This is a genomic window from Kribbella sp. NPDC058245, assembly GCF_042882005.1.
In the GTDB taxonomy this organism is placed as follows: Bacteria; Actinomycetota; Actinomycetes; order Propionibacteriales; family Kribbellaceae; genus Kribbella.
The window spans coordinates 20,861-44,527 of the sequence record NZ_JBHVWY010000002.1; the positions used below are offsets into that span (position 1 = coordinate 20,861).

Below are 23,667 nucleotides of genomic sequence, written 5' to 3' on the forward strand. Positions count from 1 at the left end.
AGGAGATCCCTTGGCGCTCGCAAGTGCAATGAGTGCCATCAGCCACCCCCGTTAGTGCGCGGTACGTCGGTCTTGGTGGCCGGGTTGAGTTTCACCAGCACCAGCGTCTTGGAGGCCGCAGCGGCAGCCACGGCAGGCGCCTTGCCGACCGGAACGAGGATGGTGACGTTGAGCGTGTTGACCGTCGACCCCTTGTCGGCCACAACCCCACCCTCGGCTGCCATCACGGTGGCGGCCGCGACCAGCGTGGCTGGACCGACGCTGTCCTGACTCCCGGTGGGCACGCGGACGACCTGTACGACGTCACCCCCGGTGAGGCCGCTGGAGGGCGCCCGGCCGGCTTCAAGCACCACGCCGATCTGTGCGCCGCTACTCGGGATCGGCGAAACGTCGGTCACGTTGCCCTCGGTGAAGTACTGGTCCTGGTACAGCCAGCCCGTCGTGTAGTGGTTCAGGACTTTGCTCCTGTCGGCCCACTTGATCAGCGTCTCGGTGTTCCCGGCCAGCGCGCCACGCGACAGGTCGTCCTGAACAATCAGGTGACCCGGCGGAATGGATTTCAGGTTCACCGCGACATAGTCCTGACGGTTACCGCTGTTCAGGGCGATGAGGGCGGAGCCGGCAGCGCCGAGCAGGATCAGGATGACCGCGAGCGCGGCCAGCGCCGGTCGGCGCTCTCGGCCGCTCGGGAGGCGATTCGTACCACCGCCCGCCGGTCGGCCCTGATTACGGGCGTTGGGGGCAGGAGGACGAGTGGAGGACGAGAGACTCACGGGGCTACCGTAATGGCAGTGAGGTGCCATCCTCGCCACCCGGTGCGGGCTGTTACCGGCTCGCGACCCGCAGGCGCTCATCTGAGCTCAAAAGCTCGGTGAATGCACCCGGTGCGCCGTACAACTGGTCTAGGTAGGTGTAGAGGCCTTGCAACGCCAGTCCTAGCTCGTGTTGCCAGTCCTCTGCGCTCACGAGCGCAACTGCGAGAGCACGGCCCTCCTCTAGCGTCACGGCAGAGTTCACTGGTTGTTCCAGTCGCTCACCGGCACCGGCGCGTCGCCTGCGCTGCTCACGAACTGCTTGGGCCAGGGCCGGATCGGGCTGCAGGGAGTCGAAGCCGTGGCCGCCGTACAGCTGGTCCAAGTACTCGCATAAGGCGAGGAACAGCTCTACGCCGTCGTACTCAGGGCCTTCCGTGGCGACGTGCCGCAGTTGCGCGATCACTCCCCGCGCTTCGGCGACTGTCCACTGCGAGGATCCCAACCGGCCCGTCATGCGTCGATGCTAAAGCGTAAATCGTTAACAGAACGGGTGCTTCGAGTAGCTGGCGAGTAACCGAAAGTTTGCTAGCGTCCCGGCCAAGACGTCCCCCTGCCTGATGTCTCTGGAGGTGTGGTGCCCGACCCGCAGACACGTGCCCGGACGGCGCTCGCGACCGCGCTGGGCATCGCCTGGCCGGCTTCGGTACCCCTGCGCGACGGCCGCGTCTGGCTGTCCAGCCGGTACGACGTCCTGCCCGCGCATCTCGCGGAGGGGTTGCAGACGTACCTCACGCGCCGGGCGTCGGACCAGGTCCGCGACGAGCGAATCCTGGCCGAGGCGGTCGCCCTGGTCGGTGCGGAGTCCGCCAGGTCGCGGGATGAGCTACCCGGCCTTGGTGCCGCAGCCGCACTGGAGCGGCTGATCGCTGCGCCCGGACTGGACCAATCGCACCAGGACGAGGCCCGGGCGATGTTGCGCGTCGCCCTCCGTAGTGCGGCCGAAGAGTCTCCCGAAGCCGCGGCGCGTCTCGCCGCCTTCCCGGGTGACGCACGGCCGGTCTCGGTCACCGCGGTCGTCGCTGCGTCGAAGGACATCAGCCGCGCGACGACGACTCCCCCGTCCGTCGCACCGCAGCGGCGGCTGTCCCGGCGCCGCACGCTCACCCGCGCAGTCGACGCCACCAGTCTGGTCCGCACGACCCGCACCACTGAGCTCACCAAGGACATCGCTCTCCAGCACCTTGCCCAGCTCTCCGAGGACGACCTCGGCCTCGCCAAGCGTCCCGCCATCGATTCCGGACTCGCTGTTCTCCAAGGAGAGCCTCCGCAACACATCCGGGTCGAGGTCCAGCCGACCGTCGGCAGTCTGCTCGCCCAAGGCCGCCTCGCAGCCGGTACGGCGGAGGACCCGCACGTACTGCGGATCTCGCCCGACGTGGCCGACGCGCAGCTCGGACAGATCTGGACCCACCAGGTCAGCCTGATGACCCAAGAGCTCGCGGCGGAGCGCACGAGACCGCAGAGCATGCTCGGCCGGCTTCGGTACGCGTTCGGACCCGAGCGCCGCGACATCCGCCTGCGCGCGGACTTCGCGACGTACCAACTGCTCTCGAAGGAGTGGCGGCAGGCGCAGGCCGAGACGCTCGCGAACGGCGCTCCGAGCGGCAGCCGCACGGTCGCCGACATCCAGCGTGATGTCGAAGGTCTCGCCCGCACGATCCAGCGTCGTGGTGGCGCGCTGCCCGAACTCCCCTGGGCGCCGGATGCCCGGATCGCTCCCGAGGCGACCGCGATCGGGCGCGCCGTGGAGCGGCTCAACGCCGAGCCCACGAAGCTCCGGCAGCAGGTCACGCAGCAGATCGGCGAGCTGGAGTCGTCGGTCGCCGACCTGAACAGCAAGGCCGACGCCAAGCTGGACACCGCGGCTGCCGCCGAGAAGAAGGCTGACGACCTCGAGGGCGACGCCGAGACCGAAGAGAAGATGCGCGATCTCGGCGCTCCGGAGCGAGCCCGCGTCATCCGCGTCAAGGCCGTTGCCGAAGGCAACAAGGCGACCAGGCACACCGAGCTCGCCGGCGCCTACCGGCAGGCCGCCGCCGACGCGCAGCACGCGCTGACCGGCTACCGCGATCTGCAGGCCGCGATCGACACCCCCGGTACGACGGACGCCGAGCTCACCGCGTTGGCCGCCGAAGCGGCTGACCGGACCGAGGTCTACGAGGCGAGCATCGAGCAGGCGATGCCGGTCGACGACGTGCTGGAGACCGGCGTACCGACCGGTCCGCCGCTGCTCGTGCCGACCGACGACATCAACCGCGTCCTCGCCGACCAAGGCATTCGGCACCGGCTCGACGGTAATGCGCCGCGTGCGATCCCGAACGCGGAGTACCGCCGGCTGATGTCCAAGGACGGCATGGTCATCCCGGTCGGTGGCGAGCTCGCTCAGGTCCGGCTGCGGATGAAGCGCCGCGACTTCACCGAGATCGTCGACCGCGACTACGACCTCGCCGAGCAGATGAACGGCACGATCGGCGCCGGCGGCCAGGGCATCGGAATCTCCAGCACCCATTCGTCCAGTACGTCGTACGGCGTGAACCTGCAGCCGTTCCTGGCCGCTGCACCGCCTGGCAGTGCGATCCACGCCGTCGGCCAGGTCATCGCTCCGCGCGGTGACGTGACGCATGGGAAGTCGATCACCCAAGCCTCGGGACTCACGACGCAGGCGCAGTTCGGCCACGTCGACGACGACCGGGGTGAGTCGCTGCTCTACCAATGGACCGGCGAGTGGGAGATCGAGGTTCGCAACTCCCCCACCGAGCCCTGGTCGCCCGTCGAGACCGTCGATGCCGGGCAGCAACTCACCTGGGTCCCGAGCGCCTACACGGTGAAGGCACCGGCCGAGACCGTGACGCTGGAGGGTCTCGGTCGAGGTGACGAGGTCGAGGCCGACTTCCCGCCGCACACGGTGACCCGGATCAACGGGCTGCAGGAGGTCAGCGATCGCCTGGTCAGACAGGTCGACGGCCTCGACCGCGTGGGCTACGACCAGATCAACGGGATGGTCACCGGCGACACGACTCGGCTGCTCCACGAGTTCACCAAGCCCGGCGGGCTGAGCCGAGAGATCTCGGTCGACGGCCGACCGGCGTACGAGCTGACGCTCGAACTCGAACCGGTCTGGAGCACGGCCAAGCTCAGCGGCGAGTCGTCGGACGAGGTCTGGAAGGAAGCCGTCGAGGTCGACTTCACCGGCATCAACGCGAGCGAGACCTACAGCACCTCGGTCACGGCGACCGCCGGGGTCGGCACGAGCCCGATGCAGAACGTCGGCTCGACCACCTTGGACGTGACACCGGGCGTCAGCGCCGGACGCAACATCAGCCACTCCGGCGGCCAGAACGTCAGTACGACGGCGATCACCCCGGTCGTCCATCGCGACCAGGGCCCGACGCAGGGCGTACTGGTCGATTTCAAGGTGACGGCCACGCTGCGCAAGATCACCGACCGCAAGGCCGAGCCGATCGTCGTCGACGAGGTCTGCGAGGCCCGGCTCCGGGTCACCGAGAACGACCTGCTCCGCGCCGGTGGGCCAGCCTCGAAGGACGCCGTACGGCGGGATGACGCGGACGCGGTGCGGTTGGACCAGGACGACCGGGCGCTGCTTCGGGGCGACCCCGAGCCGCCGACCGGCGTACAGACGCTGCCGCCGTGGCTCGGCGACGGCGCCCATCAAATGCGTGGGCCGGGCAAGGCCCTGGCCTCCAACCTCCAAGGCGCCGACGAAGCACAGCTACAGGCTCTGACCAACCTGAGCCAAATGGGTCTGGTGCCGCCGCTCGACGACAATCACCGGCCGCTGCCTAAGGCACTCCTCGCCGACGACGTGCAGTACGCCGGCCAGCTCGCCAACTACGACCGGGCCGTCCAGAACATCACCGCGCACCGGATCCAGGCCGGAATCAATCAGGCCTGTCAGGGCGGCATCCCGGTCACGCTGGTCGACCAGCACACCGGGCGCACTCCGCAGTACCGGCAATTCCGGCTGGGTGTCGAGCAGGACTTCAACGACGTCACCCCACGCGGTACGACGCCTGGGCGCAACGTCGTCCGCCTCGGGATCGCGTCCGGGGCGACCAGCCGTTCGTCGAGCCGCGCGCGATCCGTCCCGCTCTCCGGCGGGGTCAACGCGGCCGATGGTCCGGACAAGGGCCTTCGCGGGCTGGCGGGCAAGTTCGGGCTGAAGTTCAACCGGAACGCCGTCGGCCGCAGCTTCTCGTGGTCGAGCGGCCGGCGGGTCAATCGGGTCACGCTGACGGAGAGCACCGAGCCGCTCGATGTAGTCCGCCAGGGCGTCCGCATCACCTTCCGCGAGCTGACCGACCAGGGCCTCGCGGAGCCGATCGCCGATGTCGCCGGCAAGGTCGATCTCGCCTACGAGAGCTCGATGACCCGGGCCGAGGCGCCTGATCTCACCAAGCAGCCGAAGGCACCGCACGAGCTGGCCGTTCGGCAGGCGATCATCGTCGCGGTCGACGCCGGGAACCCGGCCGACCGGATCTTCACCGAGGCGGACGTCTTCCGGGCCGACTCCAGCGCCGTCCTGCAGCTCCACGCCGCCTTGTCGTCGGAGAGCCTGGTCGCGCATCCGGATTGGATGAACGGCAGCTTCGAAGTACCGATGATCGTCACGCCGCCACCGGCCAATCCCGCCGAGGCACTCGACGACCGGACCATCCGCGCCCAGGAGTACAAGGTCGTCGTTCGCGGCCGCGCCGTCGACCAGACCTTCCTGGCCGTCAGCCAGCAGAACACCGCCAACATCAACCTGACCCTGACCGACGCCGGCTTCACCTCCGGTACGTCGGCCTCGGGCGGGGTCGGCGTCGAAGGCGGCGGCGGTCAGGTCGACGCGGACAGCTCGGCGCAATGGGGAACGGGATCGCTCAGCCGCACCGGCGGTACTTCGCAGTCCACCAGCACCACGCGTGCAACCGGCCAGGAATGGCTGCTCGTCAACACCGGCACGCACTACGAGTTGCTGGAGCAATTCGAGCTCGAAGCCGACATCGTCGACAGCCACGGGACCGTCGTACAGACGATTCCACTGGACGATGCCCTTGCTCAGAAGGCGATGGCCGAGCGTCGGGCCCTTGCTCTGTACGCCGGCGGCAAGCTGGACCTACCGCTGCCGATCGTGGCCGATGTCGCCGAGCGGTACCTGAACGACCGCGTGACGATGGATCCGCAGGTCGCGACAGGTTTCGTCCGCCGCTACAACCTTGAGCGGGCCGGCGTCACGACCGGGCTCGCCGCCGAGCACGACACCGAGAAGCTCGTCGCCAAGGTGTTCCAAGCGAGCGGCCAGCAGCCCAGCCAGGCCGGCAAGGTCGAGGAGCGCCTGCGCGCCACCGAGACCCTGGCCGCCCAGCGCACCCCGGTCGACCTCGGACCGGCGTACGACGAGAGCCTCGCTTCGGCACAGCTCGAGTCCATCGCACCGACCGGGCGACCGGACGAGCAGGTCGATCTGTACGAGCTGGTCCGGCCGCAGTTCGAGGAGCTCGCACCCGGAGTGCTGACCGACAGCAAACTGCTCGAACCGGCGCTGCGGGTGAACCTGAACCCGGATGCGTACCAGGGCAGCTTCGAGAACATGCTCGGCCCACGAGGCTTCATCGCGACCGTCGAGGTCCCGGTCGAAGGGCAGCTGCCCGACCTCTACCAGGTCCGGATCACCGCCCAGTACGTCGGTTCCTACACCGTGGACGGTACTCCGGAGATCCCGTCGGTCGAGGCGATCGGTCTCGACCAGGCCTACACGCACAACGGCCAGGAACGCTCAGTCAGCCACAGTACGACGTACGGGGCGACTGTCGGTGGCAGTGCGGGCGACGGCAATGCCGGAGCCTCTGGCGAGCGCAACCGCACGGACTCTGCGAACGGTGCCCTGCAGAACGCGACGGTCGCCAGAACAGGCCATTTCGATCAGGCCGAGGTGCGGCGAACCGTCGTCTTCACGTCCGAGGTCGTCCGGATCCGGAACGCCGGAGCCGCCGCGATGACCAGCACTAGCTGGAAGCTCGGCCGGACGACGCCGGACGAGCGGACGACCGTCGCCACCCCGCGCCAACTGTCGGCCGAGGTAACGCTGCACGCGCCGCGCAAACTCATCCGCGAGCCCGGCAGCCGGCCGCAGACCGCCGAACAGGTCGAGCACCGGCCGATCCAGGTCACCGAAAGCGCGGTCGTCGAGAGCACCTACCCGTACGCCCGCGGCGAGACCCGCACCAACCAGCTGTATGACGTCGTCGCCGCCGAGCTCGCGGATCCCGGAGCGCTCGGTGCCACCGGACTCGCGGAGCACTCGGGCACTCTCGACGGCTATCTCCAGGCCACCGCGATGAAGGGCAACTTCGCCGAGCTGACCAGCGCCGACGGTCTGCGGCTGCCGCCGATGGCGGCTCGCGGGAACGGCCGGACCACGATCGACGTGCTGATCAAGGCCCGGATGACCGGCTTCGAACTCGCCGAGGATCCGATCGGCGACGCCCAGACCGGCGCGGTCAGCCGGCGCGAGACGTCGGCGAAGACCGCGAGCAGCGTCAGCCACGTCGGGCCCGGCAGTGTGAACGCCGGAGCCAACGGCGGACCGGTCTCGGTCTCCGGTTCGGTCGGCGAACAGGTGAAGGAGCAGAACTCCGTCGCGTACGGGAACCGGCTCGAGACCAGCAAGTTCGAGGAGGGCGAGCTCGTCACGGTCCGGATCCCGGTCAGCTACGACGTCACCCTCACCAAGGCGAGCGACAACGGGCGCGGCACTCCGGCGGAGAAGCGCAGCAAGAACCTTCCGAACGCCGCGAAGGGCCAGTTCTACGTCAAGATGCTCAAGCACGAGTACCTCGATGCCCTGCGCACGATGGAGACCGGCGCGTCCGCCGACGCGGCGCTGGCCTCGGCGCAGCTGCGGATCGCGCCGGAGGAGTTCGGCCGCCCGGACATCCGCGCCGACGAGGTCCATAAAGATGCCGCAGGCAACGATGTCTACGAGCCGTACCGGCCGTTGGTCGAGGCGCTGGACCGAGCCCAGGAGACGTCGGAGCCGGTCGTGGTCTCGATCCACGAGCGCAGCGGCCGTGAGGAGACCTACGTCGCCTTGCCTGGTGGCGGGATGATCGGCGGCGACCGCGGTTTCGGCTCGGCCTTCGCGGGGCTGGACAAGCAAGTCGCGTTGATGGCTCAGGACCGGGTCGACCTGCGGGACGTCTACAACTCGCTGGCCCCCGAGGAGAACTTCAACGCGAAAGTCGCCGAGGCGCTGGTACAGAACGGCGTACCGGCCAGCATGTTGAAGGGTCTCGACTACAGCACGACGGCCCAGCAACTGCGTCCCGGAACGGGGCAAGCGACCGCCAAGCCGGTCACGGTAGGCTCGAAGCCGGCCCGGGAACAGGAGCGACACCACTGATGCTGACCGCCAGGACACTGACCGAAGCGCAGGTCTACGAGAGCGTGCTCACCGCCGCGGATGAATCCGCGCCGGCCGTGCCCGCCCCGGATCTGCAGCCCGGAGTCAACCTGGTCGAGGGCGAGACGTCGTGGACCTACCACTCGACCGCCGGTGCGATCGAGGTCGCGTACGAGAGCGAGAGCGCAGCCCGCAAACTCGGACTGCCGTTCGGCCTCGGGGTATCGACGCTGCTCGACGCCGCGCAGTGGGCGATCCTCGCGTCGACGTTCGGCCGTCGCGCGCTGACCGCCGACATGTCCTACACCGGGCAGCCCGATCAGGACCGCTCGATCGTCGAGCTCAACTGGGAGTACGCCGCGTACGCCGTCCGCGAGGCGCTGAAGTTCCTGCCGGAGGACGCGGACCAGATGCCGGACTCGGCGATCTGGTCCGACTTCGGCCGGCAAGCCCTCGTCGAGAGCCCGCAGCTGGTCCACCGCGCCAAGCTCGTCGACGACCTGCAGTACTACGAGGGCACGCTCGACGACTTCCGCGCGCTCTACAACTCCTGAGGGTCGGTCAGCTCGATCCGGATCGCTCGCGCGTCCGCACCGGCCTGCTCAAGCACCTTCTGCTTCGGATCCGGTACGCCGAGGAACGGCGGCCGGGTGAGACCGGGCAGCTCCTTCAACCGTGGATCCTCGAGCACGGTCTCGATCGCCCGCCGGTCTCCCCCACAGACCAACGCCTCTAACCGCGCCGACCCCAGAATCCGTACGGCGACCTCCGTGGCCGCCGCGAACGCCTCGCGGGCCTGGTTGTCGCGTCGCCGGGCGAACCGCTGCTGCGACCAACCGCCGGCCTTGGTCGTGCCCTGCACATGGCGTGAGCCGACCTTCGAGTCCACCAGCTTGGCGCCGACGAAAACGCCCGCGCCGTACCCACCCCGCCGTACCAGGAGAACGCCCAAGCGATGGTCGGCCAGAACATGCGCAATCAGCCCCTCGCGGTTGAGCTCCGCGAGAGGCTGAAAGGGTACGTCCACCACGGCGACCGCCCCGTCCGCCGCAGACACCGTCACCTGATGCGGTGCTGCCTCGAACGAGACGTCGCCGTGGCGTTCACCGAAGCCGCTCAGCCACCTGTCCAAGCGTTCCGGTGCGACTGTGACAACTCTCGTCACACGTTCCTGTGTCACACGTTGAAGCCGAGAGCGCGCAACTGGTCGCGGCCGTCGTCGGTGATCTTCTCCGGGCCCCACGGCGGCATCCAGACCCAGTTGATCCGGAAGTCGTTGACCAGGCCCTCGAGCGACATCCGGGTCTGGTCCTCGATCACGTCGGTCAGCGGGCAGGCCGCGGACGTCAGGGTCATGTCGATGATCGCCGTACTGGAGTCGTCGACAGTGACGCCGTAGATCAGGCCGAGGTCGACGACGTTGATGCCGAGCTCGGGGTCGACGACGTCCTTGAGCGCCTCGAGGACGTCCTCGACCGGGGGCGGCGTCGAGCCGGTGCCGGCCTGGGCCGCCGCGGCTGCCTCGAGGTCGACCTCGGGCAGCTCGATCTTCTCGTCGGTCTGGTCAGGCATTCTTCACTCCTTCGTTGGCGGCCACGTTGTGAGCGGCAAGCGCTTGGGCCGTGGCGTCGCGCCAGGCCGACCAGCCCAGCAGGGCACACTTCACGCGGGCGGGGAACTGTGCGACGCCCGCGAAGGCGACGCCGTCCTCCAGAACCTCTTCGTCCGGCTCGATGTTCCCGCGGCTCTGCATGAGCTCGAGGAACTTCTCGTACGTCGCCATCCCCTCGGTGACCGGCTTGCCGATCACGAGGTCCGACATCACCGACGTCGCCGCCTGGCTGATCGAGCAGCCGACGCTGTGGTGGGTGACCGCCTTCACGGTGTCACCGTCGAGCTCGACCCGGAGCGTGACCTCGTCCCCGCAGGACGGGTTCACGTGGTGCACCTCCACGTCGTACGGGTCCGCGAGACCCGCGTGGTGCGGGCTGCGGTAGTGATCCAGGATGATCTCCTGGTAGAGACTGTCGAGCTGCATATCAGTCCACCTTGAAGAATGACCGGACGAATCCGAGGCCGTCGACGAGCGCGTCGATCTCCTCGGGAGTCGTGTACAGGTAGAAAGACGCTCTGGTCGAGGATTGCATTCCGAACCGCTCGTGGACCGGACGCGCACAGTGGTGACCAGCCCGGACGGCGATGCCGCGCGTGTCGAGCACCGTCGAGACGTCGTGCGGGTGCACACCGTCCAGCTCGAAGCTGATCGCACCGCCGTGGTCCTTGGCGTCGGCCGGACCAAGCAGCTTGAGCCCGGGAACCGTCTTGAGCCCCTCGAGCGCGTACTCGACGAGCGCGTGCTCGTGCGCCGCGATCTTGTCCATGCCGATCCCGGACAGGTAGTCCAGGGCCGCTCCCAGACCGACCGCCTGCGCGATCGGCGGCGTACCGGCCTCGAACCTGGCCGGCGGCGGCGCGAACGTCGACCCCGTCATCCGGACGATCTCGATCATCTCGCCACCACCGAGGAACGGCGGCAGCTCGGCGAGCAGGTCGTAACGGCCCCAGAGCACGCCGATACCGGTCGGGCCGACCGCCTTGTGCCCGGTGAAGACGAGCATGTCCACCCCGAGCGTGGACACGTCGACCGGGAACTGCGGCACGGCCTGCGAGGCGTCGACGACAACCGTCGCGCCGACCGCCTTCGCCTTCACCGCGATGTCGGCGATCGGGTTGATCGTGCCGAGTGCGTTCGAGACCCAGGCGAGCGAGACGATCTTGGTCTGCTCGGTCAGGAGCTCGTCGATGTTCGACAGGTCGAGCCGGCCGTCGTCGGTCACCCCGAACCACTTCAGGGTCGCGCCGGTGCGCTCACACAGCAGCTGCCACGGGACGATGTTGCTGTGGTGCTCCATCTCGGAGATCACCACGACATCGCCCGGCTTCAGCGACGCGCCGAGCGTGTGCGCGGCCAGGTTGAGCGCCTCGGAGGCGTTCTTGGTGAAGACGATCTCGTCGCGGTTGGTGGCGCCGAGGAAGGCCGCCACCTTGTCGCGACCACCCTCGTACGCCGCCGTCGCCTCCGCACCGAGCTGGTGCATGGCGCGAGCGACGTTGGCGTTGTGCTTGAGGTAGTGATCGGAGATCGCCTGGACGACCTGGACCGGCTTCTGCGAAGAGTTCGCCGAGTCCAGGTACACCAGCGGGAACCCGCCTGCCAGCTCACGCGACAGGATCGGGAAGTCAGCCCGGACCGATTGCAGGTCCAACGGGCTGCTGAAGGTCCGGGCGTCGGTCACTTGGTGGTCACCTTCAGGAAGCGCTCGTAGCCGTTCGCCTCGAGCTCGTCGGCCAGCTCGGCGCCACCCTCTTCGGCGACCTTGCCGTCGACGAACACGTGCACGAAGTCCGGCTTGATGTAGCGCAGGATCCGGGTGTAGTGGGTGATCAGCAGAACGCCCTTGTCGCCCTTCTCGGCGAACCGGTTGACCCCGGTGGAGACGATCTTGAGCGCGTCGATGTCGAGGCCGGAGTCGGTCTCGTCGAGGATCGCGATCTTCGGGTCGAGCAGCTCCAGCTGGACGATCTCGTGGCGCTTCTTCTCACCACCGGAGAAGCCCTCGTTGACGTTGCGGTTGCCGAAGTCGGCGTCCATGTCCAGGTCGGCCAGCGCCTTGTTGACGTCCTTGACCCAGGTGCGCAGCTTCGGGGCCTCGCCGTCGATGGCGGTCTTGGCGGTCCGGAGGAAGTTCGACACGGACACGCCGGGAACCTCGACCGGGTACTGCATGGCCAGGAACAGGCCGGCCCGGGCGCGCTCGTCGACCGCCATGTCCAGCACGTCCTCGCCGTCCAGCGTCACGGTGCCGCTGGTGACGTTGTACTTCGGGTGGCCGGCGATCGAGTACGCCAGCGTGGACTTGCCGGAACCGTTCGGGCCCATGATCGCGTGCGTCTGACCACCGGCGATGGTCAGGTCGACGCCGCGCAGGATCTCCTTCGGGCCGTTCTCGGTGTCGACCGACACGTGCAGGTCGCGGATCTCGAGTGTCGCCATGAGGTTTCTTCTGTCTCCGTCTGGTTTACAGGGATGGCTGGTTCAGGGGGTTCTTCACGTCGACCAGTACGTCGGCACCGTCGAGGCGGACCGGGTACACCGGCACCGGGTCGTACGCGGGCAGGCTGGTCGGCTCGCCGGTGCGCAGGTCGAAACGCGACCCGTGCAGCCAGCACTCGATCTCGCACTTGCCGACGTCACCCTCGGACAGCTGGATCTGCGCGTGGGAACACTCGTCCCGCACCGCGAAGTACTGTCCTTCGCTCTTCACGACCGCGACCTCGACGCCACCGATCTCTACCGAGACAACACCCTCGTCCGGTACGTCGGCGGCGGCGCAGGCGCGCTCAAAGCTGTCGCTCACTGGCCGAGTGCTACCTTCGCGGTCGCGCTCAGCTCGGCAGTGCGGGCCAGCTTGGTTTCGATCACCTCGTGCAGGTGCTCGACGACCTCGGGGACACCGATCTTGCCGATGATGTCGTTGAAGAAGCCGGACACGACCAGCCGGCGGGCCGCATCCTCGGGGATGCCGCGGGCCTGCAGGTAGAACAGCTGCTCGTCGTCGAACCGGCCGGTCGCGGACGCGTGTCCCGCACCCTCGATCTCGCCGGTCTCGATCTCCAGGTTCGGCACCGAGTCGGCGCGAGCGCCCTCGGTCAGGACCAGGTTGCGGTTCAGCTCGAAGGTGTCGGTGCCCTCAGCGGCCGCACGGATCAGCACGTCGCCGATCCAGACCGAGCGGGCGTTGTCACCGGCGAGCGCACCCTTGTAGAGCACGTTGCTCTTGCAGTTCGTGGCCTCGTGGTCGACGAACAGGCGGTGCTCGTGGTGCTGACCGCCCTCAGCGAAGTACACCCCGAGGAACTCGGCATCGCCGCCAGGACCGGCGTACCGGACGTTGGCGTTGATCCGGACGACCTTGCCGCCGAGCGTGACGACGACATGCTTGAGCTTGGCGTCGCGACCGACCAGCGAGTCGTGCTGGGCCAGGTGCAGCGACTCGTGGTCACCCTGCTGGATGCTCACGACCCGCAGCTCGGCGCCGTCGCCGACCTTGATCTCGACGTTGCTGGCCAGCTCGCCGGCACCGGTGTGATCGATGATCACGAGACCGCGGCTGTGCCGGCCGGCCTCGACGATCAGGTGCGTGTAGCCGCGGCCGCCGAGGCTGGCCACGTTCACGTGCACCGGCTCGGTCAGCTCGGCCTCGTTCGGGATCCGCACGGCCAGGGCCGACGGGGAACGCTTCCAGGCGATCGCGGCCGGGCGGTCCTGCGGGGTCAGCACCTTGAGCGCGTCCGCGACGACGGTCTCGATGGTGACCCGCTCCGGGCCGGAGGCGTCGATCTTCGGCGTCTCGGTCGGCTCGGAGTCCTCGAAGAGACCCTTCAGCGCCTTGATCGGCGTGAAGCGCCATTCTTCTTCACGGCCGTTGGGCACCGGGAAGACATCGACGTCGTACGACGTGGGCCGCTCGCTGCGCGCCTGCAGCGGCACCGGGGACCCCGGACCGTGCGAATGCGCCTTGTTGCCGGTAGCAACGAGAGTTTCGGTTGCCGACATCAGCCGACGGCCCCTTCCATCTGCAGCTCGATGAGCCGGTTGAGTTCCAGCGCGTACTCCATCGGGAGCTCGCGGGCGATCGGCTCGATGAAGCCGCGGACGATCATCGCCATCGCCTCGTCCTCGGCCATCCCCCGGCTCATCAGGTAGAAGAGCTGGTCATCGCTGACCTTGGAGACGGTCGCCTCGTGCCCCATCGCCACGTCGTCCTCGCGGACGTCGACGTACGGGTAGGTGTCGGAGCGGCTGATGGTGTCGACCAGCAGCGCGTCACAGCGCACCGTGGACTTGCTGTGGTGCGAACCCGGCGCGACCTCGACGAGACCCCGGTACGACGTCCGGCCGCCACCGCGGGCCACGGACTTCGACACGATCGAGCTCGACGTGTACGGCGCGTTGTGCACCATCTTCGACCCGGCGTCCTGGTGCTGGCCCTCGCCCGCGAACGCGACCGACAGGGTCTCGCCCTTGGCGTGCTCACCCATCAGGTAGACGGCCGGGTACTTCATCGTCACCTTGGAACCGATGTTGCCGTCGATCCACTCCATCGTCGCGCCGGCCTCACAGGTGGCGCGCTTGGTGACCAGGTTGTAGACGTTGTTCGACCAGTTCTGGATCGTCGTGTAGCGGCAGCGGGCGCCCTTCTTCACGATGATCTCGACGACCGCGGAGTGCAGCGAGTCCGACTTGTAGATCGGCGCGGTGCAGCCCTCGACGTAGTGGACGTAGGCGTCCTCGTCGACGATGATCAGCGTCCGCTCGAACTGGCCCATGTTCTCGGTGTTGATCCGGAAGTAGGCCTGCAGCGGGATGTCCACCTTGACGCCCTTGGGCACGTAGATGAACGAGCCGCCGGACCAGACCGACGTGTTCAGCGCGGCGAACTTGTTGTCGCCGACCGGGATCACGGAGCCGAAGTACTCCTGGAACAGCTCCGGGTACTCCTTCAGGCCGGTGTCGGTGTCGACGAAGATGACACCCTGCTCCTCCAGGTCCTCACGGATCTGGTGGTAGACGACCTCCGACTCGTACTGCGCGGCGACACCGGCGACGAGACGCTGCTTCTCCGCCTCCGGGATGCCGAGCTTGTCGTAGGTGTTCTTGATGTCCTCGGGAAGCTCTTCCCAGCTGGTCGCCTGCTTCTCGGTCGACCGGACGAAGTACTTGATGTTGTCGAAGTCGATCCCGGACAGGTCGGCACCCCACGACGGCATCGGCTTGCGGTCGAAGAGCTTCAGGCCCTTCAGCCGCAGGTCGAGCATCCACTCGGGTTCGCTCTTCAGGGCCGAGATCCCGCGCACGACGTCAGCGCTGATTCCGCGCTGGGCAACGGCGCCGGCGGCGTCGGAGTCGGACCAGCCGTACTGGTAGTTGCCGAGGCCTTCCAGTTCGGGGTGAGCGGTTTGCGTCATCGTGCAGTCCTCGCAGATTCGCCGTCGGATACAGAGGAAGCCGGGGCAGGCCCCGGGATATGCGTTGTGCAGACACCGTCGCCGTGGGCGATGGTGGCCAGCCGCTGGACGTGCCGGCCGAGCAAGGTGGCGAACACCTCGGTCTCGGCCTCACACAGCTGGGGGAACTGCTCGGCCACGTGCGCGACCGGGCAATGGTGCTGGCAGAGCTGGGTGCCCTGCCCCTGGACCGCGGTGGAGGCGGCATAGCCGTCGCCGGTGAGCGCCTGGGCCAGCGCCTCCGCCTTGTCACTGTCGGGAGCGGCGTCGACCAGCTCCCGGTACCGCTGTCCCACCTCGACGGCGCGGCGGCGCGCGAACTCCGCGACCGCCTCGTCCCCGCCGGCCTCCGCGATGAAGTGCAGCGCGGTGGCGGCCAGGTCGTCGTACGCCTGGTGGAACGCGTGCCGGCCGGAGTCGGTCAGCACGAAGACCTTCGCGGGGCGGCCGCGGCCGCGGGGGCCGTAGACGCGCTCCTCGCGGGACTCGACCAGGCCCTCTTCGAGCAGGTGGTCGAGGTGCCGCCGGACGGCGGCAGGCGTCAGCTCGAGGCGCTCGGCGAGCACCGCGGCGCTGGACGGGCCATTGGTCAGGATCGACCGGGCCACCCGGTCACGGGTGGACTCGTCCCGCGCGCTGCCGGTACCGGCAGGCGCCGCTCCGGAGGCTGCGGAAGTTTTCACAACATCAGTGTGGCTTAATTCGGTGGGCCCTTCAAATAAGGCTCCCCTAACCGGTTCACGGCTTCTCCGCAGCGGCACGCCGGAAGCGAAGGGGTGGGCGTGAGCGAGGTCACGTTCACCGGTTCTCTATGCTGCGGTTTGTGCCAGTCGCGGTGGAGATCGACAACCTCGTCGTGCGGTACGGCGAGAAGGCTGCGGTCGACGGGCTCACTCTCACCGTAGCCGTCGGCGCCGTCACGTCCGTGCTCGGCCCCAACGGGGCCGGCAAGACCACGACCGTGGAGACCTGCGAAGGGTTCCGGCGACCGGATTCCGGCAGTGTCCGGGTGCTCGGGCTGGACCCGATCACCGACCACGACGAGCTGATGCCACGGATCGGCGTGATGCTGCAGGACGGCGGCGCCTGGTCCGGGGTCCGCGCGCTGGAGATGCTCCGGTACGTCGCTTCGCTGCACTCGCACCCGCTCGACATCAACGCGCTGGTGGAACGGCTCGACCTCGGTACGTGCGGCAAAACGCCGTACCGGAGGTTGTCGGGTGGCCAGAAGCAGCGGCTGTCGCTCGCGCTGGCGATCGTGGGGCGGCCGGAGATCGCGTTCCTCGATGAACCGACGACCGGGCTCGACCCGCATGGGCGACGCGAGATCTGGCAGCTGATCCGGGATCTGCGTGACGACGGAGTGACCGTCGTACTGACGACGCATGCAATGGACGAGGCTGAGCAGTTGTCCGACCAGGTACACGTGATGGCGGCCGGGAAGCTGATCGCCTCCGGTACGCCCGACGCGTTGACCGAGCATCACACGAAGTCGCTCGAGGACGTCTACCTCGAACTGACGGCACCGAAGCGAGAGAACTCATGACTGTGCCCGTGACGTATGCGCCCCAGCCCGGCAGTGCGCCGTGGTCGCGGAAGGTGATGGCGCACACACGGATGGAGTTCAAGCTGCTGATCCGCAACGGCGAGCAACTGCTCCTGGCGCTGGTCATCCCGCTGGGTCTGCTCCTGCTGCTCGGCGCCACTGGCCTGGGCAACCGGCTGCCGCTAGGTGACGCACGGCCGATCGACGACGCCGTACCGCGGGTGTTGGCTTTGGCGGTGCTGTCGTCGTCCTTCACCTCGCTCGCGATCGCCACCGGTTTCGAACGCCGGTACGGCGTGATCAAGCGGCTCGGCGCCTCTCCCCTGTCACGTGGTGGACTGCTGGCGGGGAAGATCGGCGCGGTTCTGATCGTGCAGGTGATCCAGTTCGCCGTACTGATCGGCGCTGGGTTCGCACTCGGTTGGAAGCCCGCCGGCGGCGCGAATGCGGTGGTTGGCGTCGTACTGACTGTTCTCTGCGGTACGGCGGCCTTCGCGTCACTCGGTCTGTTGATGGCCGGCGTGCTGCGGGCTGAGGCGACGCTCGCGGCGGCGAACCTGCTCTATCTGCTGCTGCTTGTGGGTGGCGCGGTGATGACACCGGTGGACGAGTACCCCGAGGGAATGCAGAGCGTTGTCCGGCTGCTGCCCAGCGCGGCGCTGGCCAACGGATTGTCGAACTCCACGGTCCACGGCATCGTGCCGTGGGCCGCTGCACTGTCACTCGCCCTGTGGGCCGGAGTCCTGGGCTACCTGGTCTCCCGAACCTTCCGATGGGACTGACCTTGAGGGGATATCACTCGGCCCCACGCCTACTGCGCGGCACTCAGCGGGCGCCTCGCTGCACTGGAGGAAAGGGAAAGATGGCACCACATCGCCCCCTTCCCTCCAGCACACCGAGGCGCTCCGCTGAGCACCTGCTCGCGACGGCGTGGGCCCAAGTGATATCCCCTAGAGTGTGCCGGTGATGACGACCGAAACCCCACCCTCCGCCACCGAGCCAGTCAAGGGATTCTGGCGGCTGGTGCCCGAGCCGAGCCTGGACGCGGTCCGGCGCTGGGGCTGGGCGTCGGTGATCGTCAACATCGGCATCGTCATCACTGGCGGTCTCGTCCGCCTGACGGGCTCCGGCCTCGGCTGCCCGACGTGGCCGTCCTGCACCGACTCGTCGTACGTGCCGCATGCCGCGCTCGGTGTTCACGGCGCGATCGAGTTCGGCAACCGGATGCTCGGGTTCGTGGTCGCTCTGGTGGCGATCGGTACCTGGCTGGCCGTGATGCGGTACCGCCCGATCCGCCGCGACCTGCGTCGACTGGCCACTGCTGCCGCTCTGGGTGTCCCGCTGCAGGCGGTCATCGGTGGGATCAGCGTGCTCACCGGACTGAACCCGTGGATCGTGTCGGCGCACTTCTTGGTGTCGCCGATCATCATCACGCTGACGGTGTCGATGATGCGGCGGTCGCGGACGAGCCCTTATCCGCACACTCCCCCGGTCGTCCGTGCGCTGGCGACTGCCTCCGTGGTGGCGGTGTGGCTGACAGTTGCCCTCGGCACCTTGGTGACCGGCGCGGGACCGCACTCAGGTGACCCGGGTATCGGCCGGAACGGCTTTGACGAAGAACTCATCAGTCAGCTGCACGCTGACGTGGTGTTCGGCCTGGTAGGCATCACGATCGCCCTGGTCATCGCAACCCGCGTAACCGCCACCTCCCGGACCCTCCGCAAACTGGCCGCGTGGCTATTCGCCGCCGAGCTGCTCCAAGGCGTGGTCGGCTTCACCCAGTACTTCACCCACCTCCCCTGGGGCCTGGTCCTGATCCACATGGCCTTCGCCGCCCTCCTCATCGCCCTGGTAACCGCCGTCTACGCCGAACGCGGCACCCCCGCCACCTAGCGGCCCATTAACGTCCGAAAAACCGAAGAGCCGGTCTCCGGTCCTTCGGACGTTAGCTCCCCCACCCCCTTAACGTCCGAAGAGCCGAAGTGCCCGTCTCCGGTTTTTCGGACGTTACCGAGCAACGCACAGCACGGGGCTCAGCCACAGCCCGGAAGCCCAGGCAACGTGAAGGTCGGCGCCGAGCGCACCTAATCGGTAAAAAATCGTCACCGACCACCCAAAAAATTTCCAATTAGCGTGAGGAACCGGGCGAAGTTGGCGATTTGCGGGGATCTACTGTCACGGAGCGGCAGTAGTTCCCCGCAAACCTCGGATTACCTCACCTTGTAGACGGCGCCTGGGCCGAAGACGGGGGACGAGACGTAGAGGTCGCCCCAGCGGTTGTAGGCGACGCCACCGGGCAGGTTGAGCTTGCCTCGGGCAAGTTCCTTGCGGTGGCCCCACTTGTCTTGCACGATCAGCGAGCCGATCGGTGAACCGCCCATCTCGAACTTCAGCCAGCTGTCACGCGCCAGCTGAGCCACGGCGAGCTTGCCGTGCGGGCCGCCGGCGAGGTCGACGATCGAGGTGTAGCCGTCGGCGTACCGCTTGCAGTTGCCCTTGTGTGGCTTGGTGGGATCGCAGACCGCGTTCACCGCGCCGGGTTTGATTCGCCAGATCTCGGACGTGCCTGGCGTGGCCGGGAAGCCGCGGAGCTCACCGACGTACCAGTAGCCGTCCGAACCGACCGTGACCGAGGTCGCGACGGCTTCGGCGAGGAACGGCGTACCGGCTGGTGGTGCTTCCGATCCCAGGCCGGCCGGGGTTTTGACCAGCCGCGGCTTCAGCCGGGCGACGGTCTTGATCTTGCCGTTCGGCCAGACGCGGAGCAGATCGTTGTTCGCGGCATCGGACACCAGGACCGTTCCGTCGCGCAGCGCCGCCACGCCGAACGGGTTCGTCTCCGTCGGTGAGTCGGCCTGGTTGTACGGGTCCGGGTCGTGCGCCTGGTACTTGGCGATGTCGGCAACAACTACCGCCGACTTGCCGGGCCGTAGCCGGTACAGGGTCGAGCTACCCGGAGTCGGCGGGGCCCCGGGCTCACCACCCGCGCCGGTCAGGGCGTACGTCGTACCCCAGGCGTTGGTGTCGATCGCCGGCGGGAATCCACCCGGTACCTGCCCGAGCTTCCAGCGCTTGTGACCATCGGTGGCGTAGACCGAGCCATCCGTGACGGCGTAGATCACCTTGTGCCCATACGTCGCCACACCCCGTGGACCGTCCAGATTGGTTGCCACAGGCCTCAGTACGCCGGTCGCCTCGGCTTGCCCGGCGACCAGCATCGACCCCGTCAGTGCCAGTGCTGCAATCGCAGCTGTGCGTATTCGTGCGCCCACGTGCCTACCCCCTGGATCTGTGTCTCCCCAGACGCGGAGCCCCTCCACAGACCTCAACATCGCAACACCACAGGCCCCGGTGGTCAAGGTCCACAAGGGCAGAACTCTGTGTGCCCACCTAGCCACACCCGCCGAAGGCGGTGGCCTTCAGCGGAGGAGGGGGTCGAGGGCTGCGGCGATGAAGAGCAGCGCGAGGTAGATGTTGGAGAAGTGGAAGAGGCGCATCGGGCGCAGGGCTGCTCCGTCGGCGCCGGTGTGGGCGCGGAGGAGGAGGGCACGGGCTTCGCGGAGGAAGACGACGCCGAGGACGATCGCGGCGACCGGGTAGACGAAGCCGGTGTCGGCGACGGGCCAGAGGGCGATCGAGGTGAGGACCATGACGACCGAGTAGGCCATGATCTGCCGCGCCGTGGCGACCGGGGTCGCGACGACCGGGAGCATCGGGACATCCACTGACGCGTAGTCCTCGCGGTAACGCATGGCGAGCGACCAGGTGTGCGGGGGCGTCCAGAAGAAGACGACGCCGAACAGCACGATCGGGGTCCACGCCAGGTCGTTGGTGACCGCGGTCCAGCCGATCAGGGTCGGGAAGCAACCCGCGATCCCGCCCCAGACGATGTTCTGCACCGTACGGCGCTTCAGGATCATCGTGTAGCCGAAGACGTAGAACAGGTTCGCGGCCAGCGCGAGGCCGGACGACAGCCAGTTCACCAGGAAGCCGAGCTCGAGCGTGGCGAGCACACCGAGGACGACACCGAAGATGGTCGCCGAGCGCGGGCTGACCGCGTGCCGCGGGAGCGGGCGGCGCCGGGTGCGGCGCATCTGCTCGTCGATGTCGCGGTCGAGCACGCAATTGATCGTGTTGGCGCTGCCGGAGGCGAGGACGCCGCCGATCAGGGTCCAGGCGACGACGGCGAGCCCGGGGACTCCCCCGGCGGCCAGGAACATCACCGGAACTGTGGTGATGAGCAGCAGCTCGATGATGCGTGGCTTGGTCAGACCGACGTACGCCTTCACCACGTCGCGCACTGACGGGCCCACCAGGCTGGAAGGATCCGGCAGCGGCGTCGGGTACGACGTCGTCGCGGCTGGACGCGGGTCGACGGCCGTCACGAACACCTCGAACTCAGAAGGTTGACGCCGGGGTACCGGCGCTGACGGTTCGACAGTCTACGACGCCCCGTAGGAGGGCTGGACCACCCCCCGGGGGTGAGTCGGCGAATGTGATCTGACAGACCCTGGCCAGGACGGGGAACAACGGTGTTCACGTCCGGGTTGCTCATCTGTGAGACGCCTGAAACGTGTTGGCGAGTAGGCTCCTGACCGAGCACCAGCACGGGTGTTGACAGCCATCGAGAGGAGCGCCGCCGGCGTGACGGAGAAGACCAGCCCCAAGCTTGAATGGACCGACCTCGACCAGCGTGCGGTCGACACCGTGCGGGTCCTGGCGATGGACGCCGTGGAGAAGGTCGGCAACGGCCACCCCGGTACGGCGATGAGCCTGGCGCCGGCGGCGTACCTGCTGTTCCAGAAGGTGATGCGGCACAACCCGGCCGACCCGCACTGGGCCGGGCGCGACCGCTTCGTCCTGTCGGCGGGCCACTCCAGCCTGACGCTTTACATCCAGCTCTACCTGGCCGGCTTCGGCCTGGAGCTCGACGACCTGAAGTCGCTGCGCACCTGGGGCTCCAGGACCCCGGGCCACCCCGAGTACGAGCACACCCCCGGTGTCGAGACGACGACCGGTCCGCTCGGCCAGGGTGTCGGCAACGCGGTCGGGATGGCGATGGCCGCCCGCCGCGAGCGCGGTCTGTTCGACCCGGAGACCGCCAAGGGCGAGAGCCTGTTCGACCACGACGTCTTCGTGATCGCCTCCGACGGTGACCTCGAGGAGGGTGTCTCGGCCGAGGCGTCGTCGCTGGCCGGTCACCAGCAGCTCGGCAACCTCACGGTGATCTACGACGCGAACAAGATCTCCATCGAGGACGACACCAACATCGCCTTCTCCGAGGACGTCAACGCGCGCTACGCGGCGTACGGGTGGCACGTCCAGGACGTCGACTGGACCAACGGCGGCGCGGGCTACGAGGAGAACGTCCAGGCCCTGTACGACGCGATCCAGGCGGCGAAGGCGGTCACGGACAAGCCGAGCTTCATCCGGCTGCACACGATCATCGGCTGGCCGGCCCCGAACAAGCAGAACACCGGCAAGATCCACGGCTCCGCGCTCGGCGCCGACGAGGTCGCCGCGACCAAGGAGGTCATGGGCTGGGACCCGGCGAAGACCTTCGACGTCGCCGCCGACGTGATCGCCCACACCCGCGAGGCGCTCGACCGCGGCCAGGCGCTCGAGGACGAGTGGAACGCCGGCTTCGAGACCTGGAAGGCCGCTGCCCCGGAGCGCGCGGAGCTGTTCGCCCGCCTGGCCAAGCGTGAACTGCCGGCCGGCTGGAAGGACGCGCTCCCGAGCTGGGAGGCCAGTGCGAAGGGTGTCGCCACCCGCGCCGCGTCGGGCGACGTACTGACGAAGCTCGCTCCTGAGCTGCCCGAGCTGTGGGGCGGTTCGGCCGACCTGGCCGGCTCGAACAACACCACTCCGAAGGGCCAGCCGTCCTTCATCCCGGCCGAGCACGCGACCAAGGAGTTCCAGGGCGACGAGTACGGCCGCGTCCTGCACTTCGGTATCCGCGAGCACGGCATGGGCTCGGTCCTGAACGGCATCGCGCTGCACGGCGGCACCCGTCCGTACGGCGGCACGTTCCTGGTCTTCTCCGACTACATGCGCCCGTCGGTCCGGCTCGCCGCGTTGATGAAGCTGCCGGTCACCTACGTCTGGACGCACGACTCGATCGGCCTCGGCGAGGACGGTCCGACCCACCAGCCGATCGAGCACCTGTCGGCGCTGCGCGCGATCCCGGGTCTGGACGTCGTCCGTCCGGGTGACGCCAATGAGACGGCCGCTGCCTGGGAGACCATTCTCGAGCACACCGACCGCCCGGCGGCGCTCGCGCTGACCCGGCAGAACGTGCCCACCTTCCCGCGCGGCACGGACGGCTACGCCACCACGGAGAACGTGAAGAAGGGCGCCTACACGCTCCTCGACACCGACGGCACACCGGACGTCGTACTGATCGGCACCGGTTCCGAGCTGCAGATCGCCGTCGAGGCCCGCGCCAAGCTGGCCGACGAGGGCATCAAGGCGCGGGTCGTGTCGATGCCGTCGCGCGAGTGGTTCGACGAGCAGGACGACGCCTACCGCGAGACCGTCATCCCGGCCGATGTCCGGGCCCGGGTCTCGGTCGAGGCCGGCATCGCGCAGAGCTGGCACGCCGTCGTCGGCGACGCCGGCCGCAGCGTGAGCATCGAGCACTACGGCGCGTCCGCTGCCTACGAGACCCTGTACGACGAGTTCGGCATCACCACCGCCGCCGTCGTCCAGGCCGCGAAGGACAGCATCGCCACCGCCGCGCAGATCTCCGGTCCGGGGGTGGCGCCCAAGCGCGCCGCCAGCGGTCCGGTCGGACCGGCCGACGTCTCCAACTGACACCTCACAACAGAAGA

At 68.2% G+C, this 23,667-nt stretch carries 19 protein-coding genes; 6 read left to right on the top strand and 13 right to left on the bottom strand.

Features of this window, described 5'->3' with window-relative positions; translation table 11 throughout:
* Positions 1-38: 38 nt before the first annotated feature.
* Positions 39-773 carry a hypothetical protein gene (locus tag ACFVWG_RS03645; RefSeq protein ID WP_391541562.1) on the bottom strand — a complete coding sequence of 245 codons (735 nt, stop codon included), beginning with the start codon at positions 771-773 and terminating at the stop codon, positions 39-41.
* Between the two features lie 52 nt (positions 774-825).
* On the bottom strand, positions 826-1,269 hold the full coding sequence (locus ACFVWG_RS03650) for a hypothetical protein (RefSeq protein WP_391541563.1): 444 nt from the start codon (positions 1,267-1,269) through the stop codon (positions 826-828).
* 120 nt (positions 1,270-1,389) lie between these two features.
* On the opposite strand from ACFVWG_RS03650, the gene ACFVWG_RS03655 reads away from it, so the two are divergent.
* Both ACFVWG_RS03655 and ACFVWG_RS03660 read left to right on the top strand, forming a co-directional pair.
* The gene (locus tag ACFVWG_RS03655) at positions 1,390-8,220 is read left to right on the top strand and encodes a hypothetical protein (protein WP_391541564.1); all 6,831 of its coding nucleotides are present in this window, start codon (positions 1,390-1,392) and stop codon (positions 8,218-8,220) included.
* Positions 8,220-8,774 carry a hypothetical protein gene (locus tag ACFVWG_RS03660; protein WP_391541565.1) on the top strand — a complete coding sequence of 185 codons (555 nt, stop codon included), beginning with the start codon at positions 8,220-8,222 and terminating at the stop codon, positions 8,772-8,774. The genes ACFVWG_RS03655 and ACFVWG_RS03660 overlap by 1 nt, the downstream gene beginning before the upstream one ends.
* Here ACFVWG_RS03660 and ACFVWG_RS03665 read toward each other — a convergent pair.
* Genes ACFVWG_RS03665 through ACFVWG_RS03705 form a run of 9 tightly spaced genes read right to left on the bottom strand, consistent with a single transcriptional unit; the run spans position 8,762 to position 15,971 of the window.
* Complete coding sequence (locus ACFVWG_RS03665) at positions 8,762-9,385, bottom strand: acVLRF1 family peptidyl-tRNA hydrolase (RefSeq protein WP_391541566.1); 624 nt, start codon at positions 9,383-9,385, stop codon at positions 8,762-8,764. The two genes, ACFVWG_RS03660 and ACFVWG_RS03665, sit on opposite strands and share 13 nt — an antisense overlap.
* Before the next feature lie 11 nt (positions 9,386-9,396).
* Entirely contained in the window at positions 9,397-9,792 is a 396-nt protein-coding gene (locus tag ACFVWG_RS03670; RefSeq protein ID WP_391541567.1) for a metal-sulfur cluster assembly factor, read from the bottom strand.
* Positions 9,785-10,258 (bottom strand): Fe-S cluster assembly sulfur transfer protein SufU, encoded by a 474-nt coding sequence (sufU, locus tag ACFVWG_RS03675; protein WP_391541568.1) that lies wholly within the window; start codon positions 10,256-10,258, stop codon positions 9,785-9,787. Before sufU ends, ACFVWG_RS03670 begins: the two co-directional genes overlap by 8 nt.
* A 1-nt stretch (position 10,259) precedes the next feature.
* Positions 10,260-11,516 carry a cysteine desulfurase gene (locus ACFVWG_RS03680; RefSeq protein WP_391541569.1) on the bottom strand — a complete coding sequence of 419 codons (1,257 nt, stop codon included), beginning with the start codon at positions 11,514-11,516 and terminating at the stop codon, positions 10,260-10,262.
* Positions 11,513-12,274 (bottom strand): Fe-S cluster assembly ATPase SufC, encoded by a 762-nt coding sequence (gene sufC, locus ACFVWG_RS03685; protein WP_391541570.1) that lies wholly within the window; start codon positions 12,272-12,274, stop codon positions 11,513-11,515. Before sufC ends, ACFVWG_RS03680 begins: the two co-directional genes overlap by 4 nt.
* Positions 12,275-12,299: 25 nt before the next feature.
* The gene (locus ACFVWG_RS03690; RefSeq protein WP_391541571.1) at positions 12,300-12,638 is read right to left on the bottom strand and encodes a non-heme iron oxygenase ferredoxin subunit; all 339 of its coding nucleotides are present in this window, start codon (positions 12,636-12,638) and stop codon (positions 12,300-12,302) included.
* Complete coding sequence (sufD, locus tag ACFVWG_RS03695) at positions 12,635-13,837, bottom strand: Fe-S cluster assembly protein SufD (RefSeq protein WP_391541572.1); 1,203 nt, start codon at positions 13,835-13,837, stop codon at positions 12,635-12,637. Before sufD ends, ACFVWG_RS03690 begins: the two co-directional genes overlap by 4 nt.
* Entirely contained in the window at positions 13,837-15,249 is a 1,413-nt protein-coding gene (gene sufB, locus ACFVWG_RS03700; protein ID WP_391541573.1) for a Fe-S cluster assembly protein SufB, read from the bottom strand. Before sufB ends, sufD begins: the two co-directional genes overlap by 1 nt.
* Positions 15,246-15,971: a helix-turn-helix transcriptional regulator gene (locus tag ACFVWG_RS03705; RefSeq protein WP_391541574.1), complete on the bottom strand. Its 726-nt coding sequence runs from the start codon at positions 15,969-15,971 to the stop codon at positions 15,246-15,248. The genes sufB and ACFVWG_RS03705 overlap by 4 nt, the downstream gene beginning before the upstream one ends.
* A 140-nt stretch (positions 15,972-16,111) precedes the next feature.
* Here ACFVWG_RS03705 and ACFVWG_RS03710 point away from each other — a divergent pair, with 140 nt between their 5' ends.
* The 3 genes from ACFVWG_RS03710 (at position 16,112) to ACFVWG_RS03720 (ending at position 18,727) form a co-directional block, all read left to right on the top strand.
* Positions 16,112-16,834 carry an ABC transporter ATP-binding protein gene (locus tag ACFVWG_RS03710; RefSeq protein WP_391541575.1) on the top strand — a complete coding sequence of 241 codons (723 nt, stop codon included), beginning with the start codon at positions 16,112-16,114 and terminating at the stop codon, positions 16,832-16,834.
* Positions 16,831-17,616 carry an ABC transporter permease gene (locus ACFVWG_RS03715; RefSeq protein WP_391541576.1) on the top strand — a complete coding sequence of 262 codons (786 nt, stop codon included), beginning with the start codon at positions 16,831-16,833 and terminating at the stop codon, positions 17,614-17,616. Before ACFVWG_RS03710 ends, ACFVWG_RS03715 begins: the two co-directional genes overlap by 4 nt.
* Positions 17,617-17,800: 184 nt before the next feature.
* On the top strand, positions 17,801-18,727 hold the full coding sequence (locus tag ACFVWG_RS03720) for a heme A synthase (protein ID WP_391542137.1): 927 nt from the start codon (positions 17,801-17,803) through the stop codon (positions 18,725-18,727).
* Positions 18,728-19,044: 317 nt separating this feature from the next.
* On the opposite strand, the gene ACFVWG_RS03725 is transcribed toward ACFVWG_RS03720, so the two are convergent.
* Both ACFVWG_RS03725 and ACFVWG_RS03730 read right to left on the bottom strand, forming a co-directional pair.
* On the bottom strand, positions 19,045-20,106 hold the full coding sequence (locus tag ACFVWG_RS03725) for a ScyD/ScyE family protein (RefSeq protein WP_391541577.1): 1,062 nt from the start codon (positions 20,104-20,106) through the stop codon (positions 19,045-19,047).
* A 147-nt stretch (positions 20,107-20,253) separates the two neighbouring features.
* The gene (locus ACFVWG_RS03730) at positions 20,254-21,225 is read right to left on the bottom strand and encodes a heme o synthase (protein WP_391541578.1); all 972 of its coding nucleotides are present in this window, start codon (positions 21,223-21,225) and stop codon (positions 20,254-20,256) included.
* A 253-nt stretch (positions 21,226-21,478) separates the two neighbouring features.
* Between ACFVWG_RS03730 and tkt the strand changes: the two genes are divergently transcribed.
* The gene (gene tkt, locus ACFVWG_RS03735; RefSeq protein ID WP_391541579.1) at positions 21,479-23,650 is read left to right on the top strand and encodes a transketolase; all 2,172 of its coding nucleotides are present in this window, start codon (positions 21,479-21,481) and stop codon (positions 23,648-23,650) included.
* Positions 23,651-23,667 lie beyond the last annotated feature (17 nt).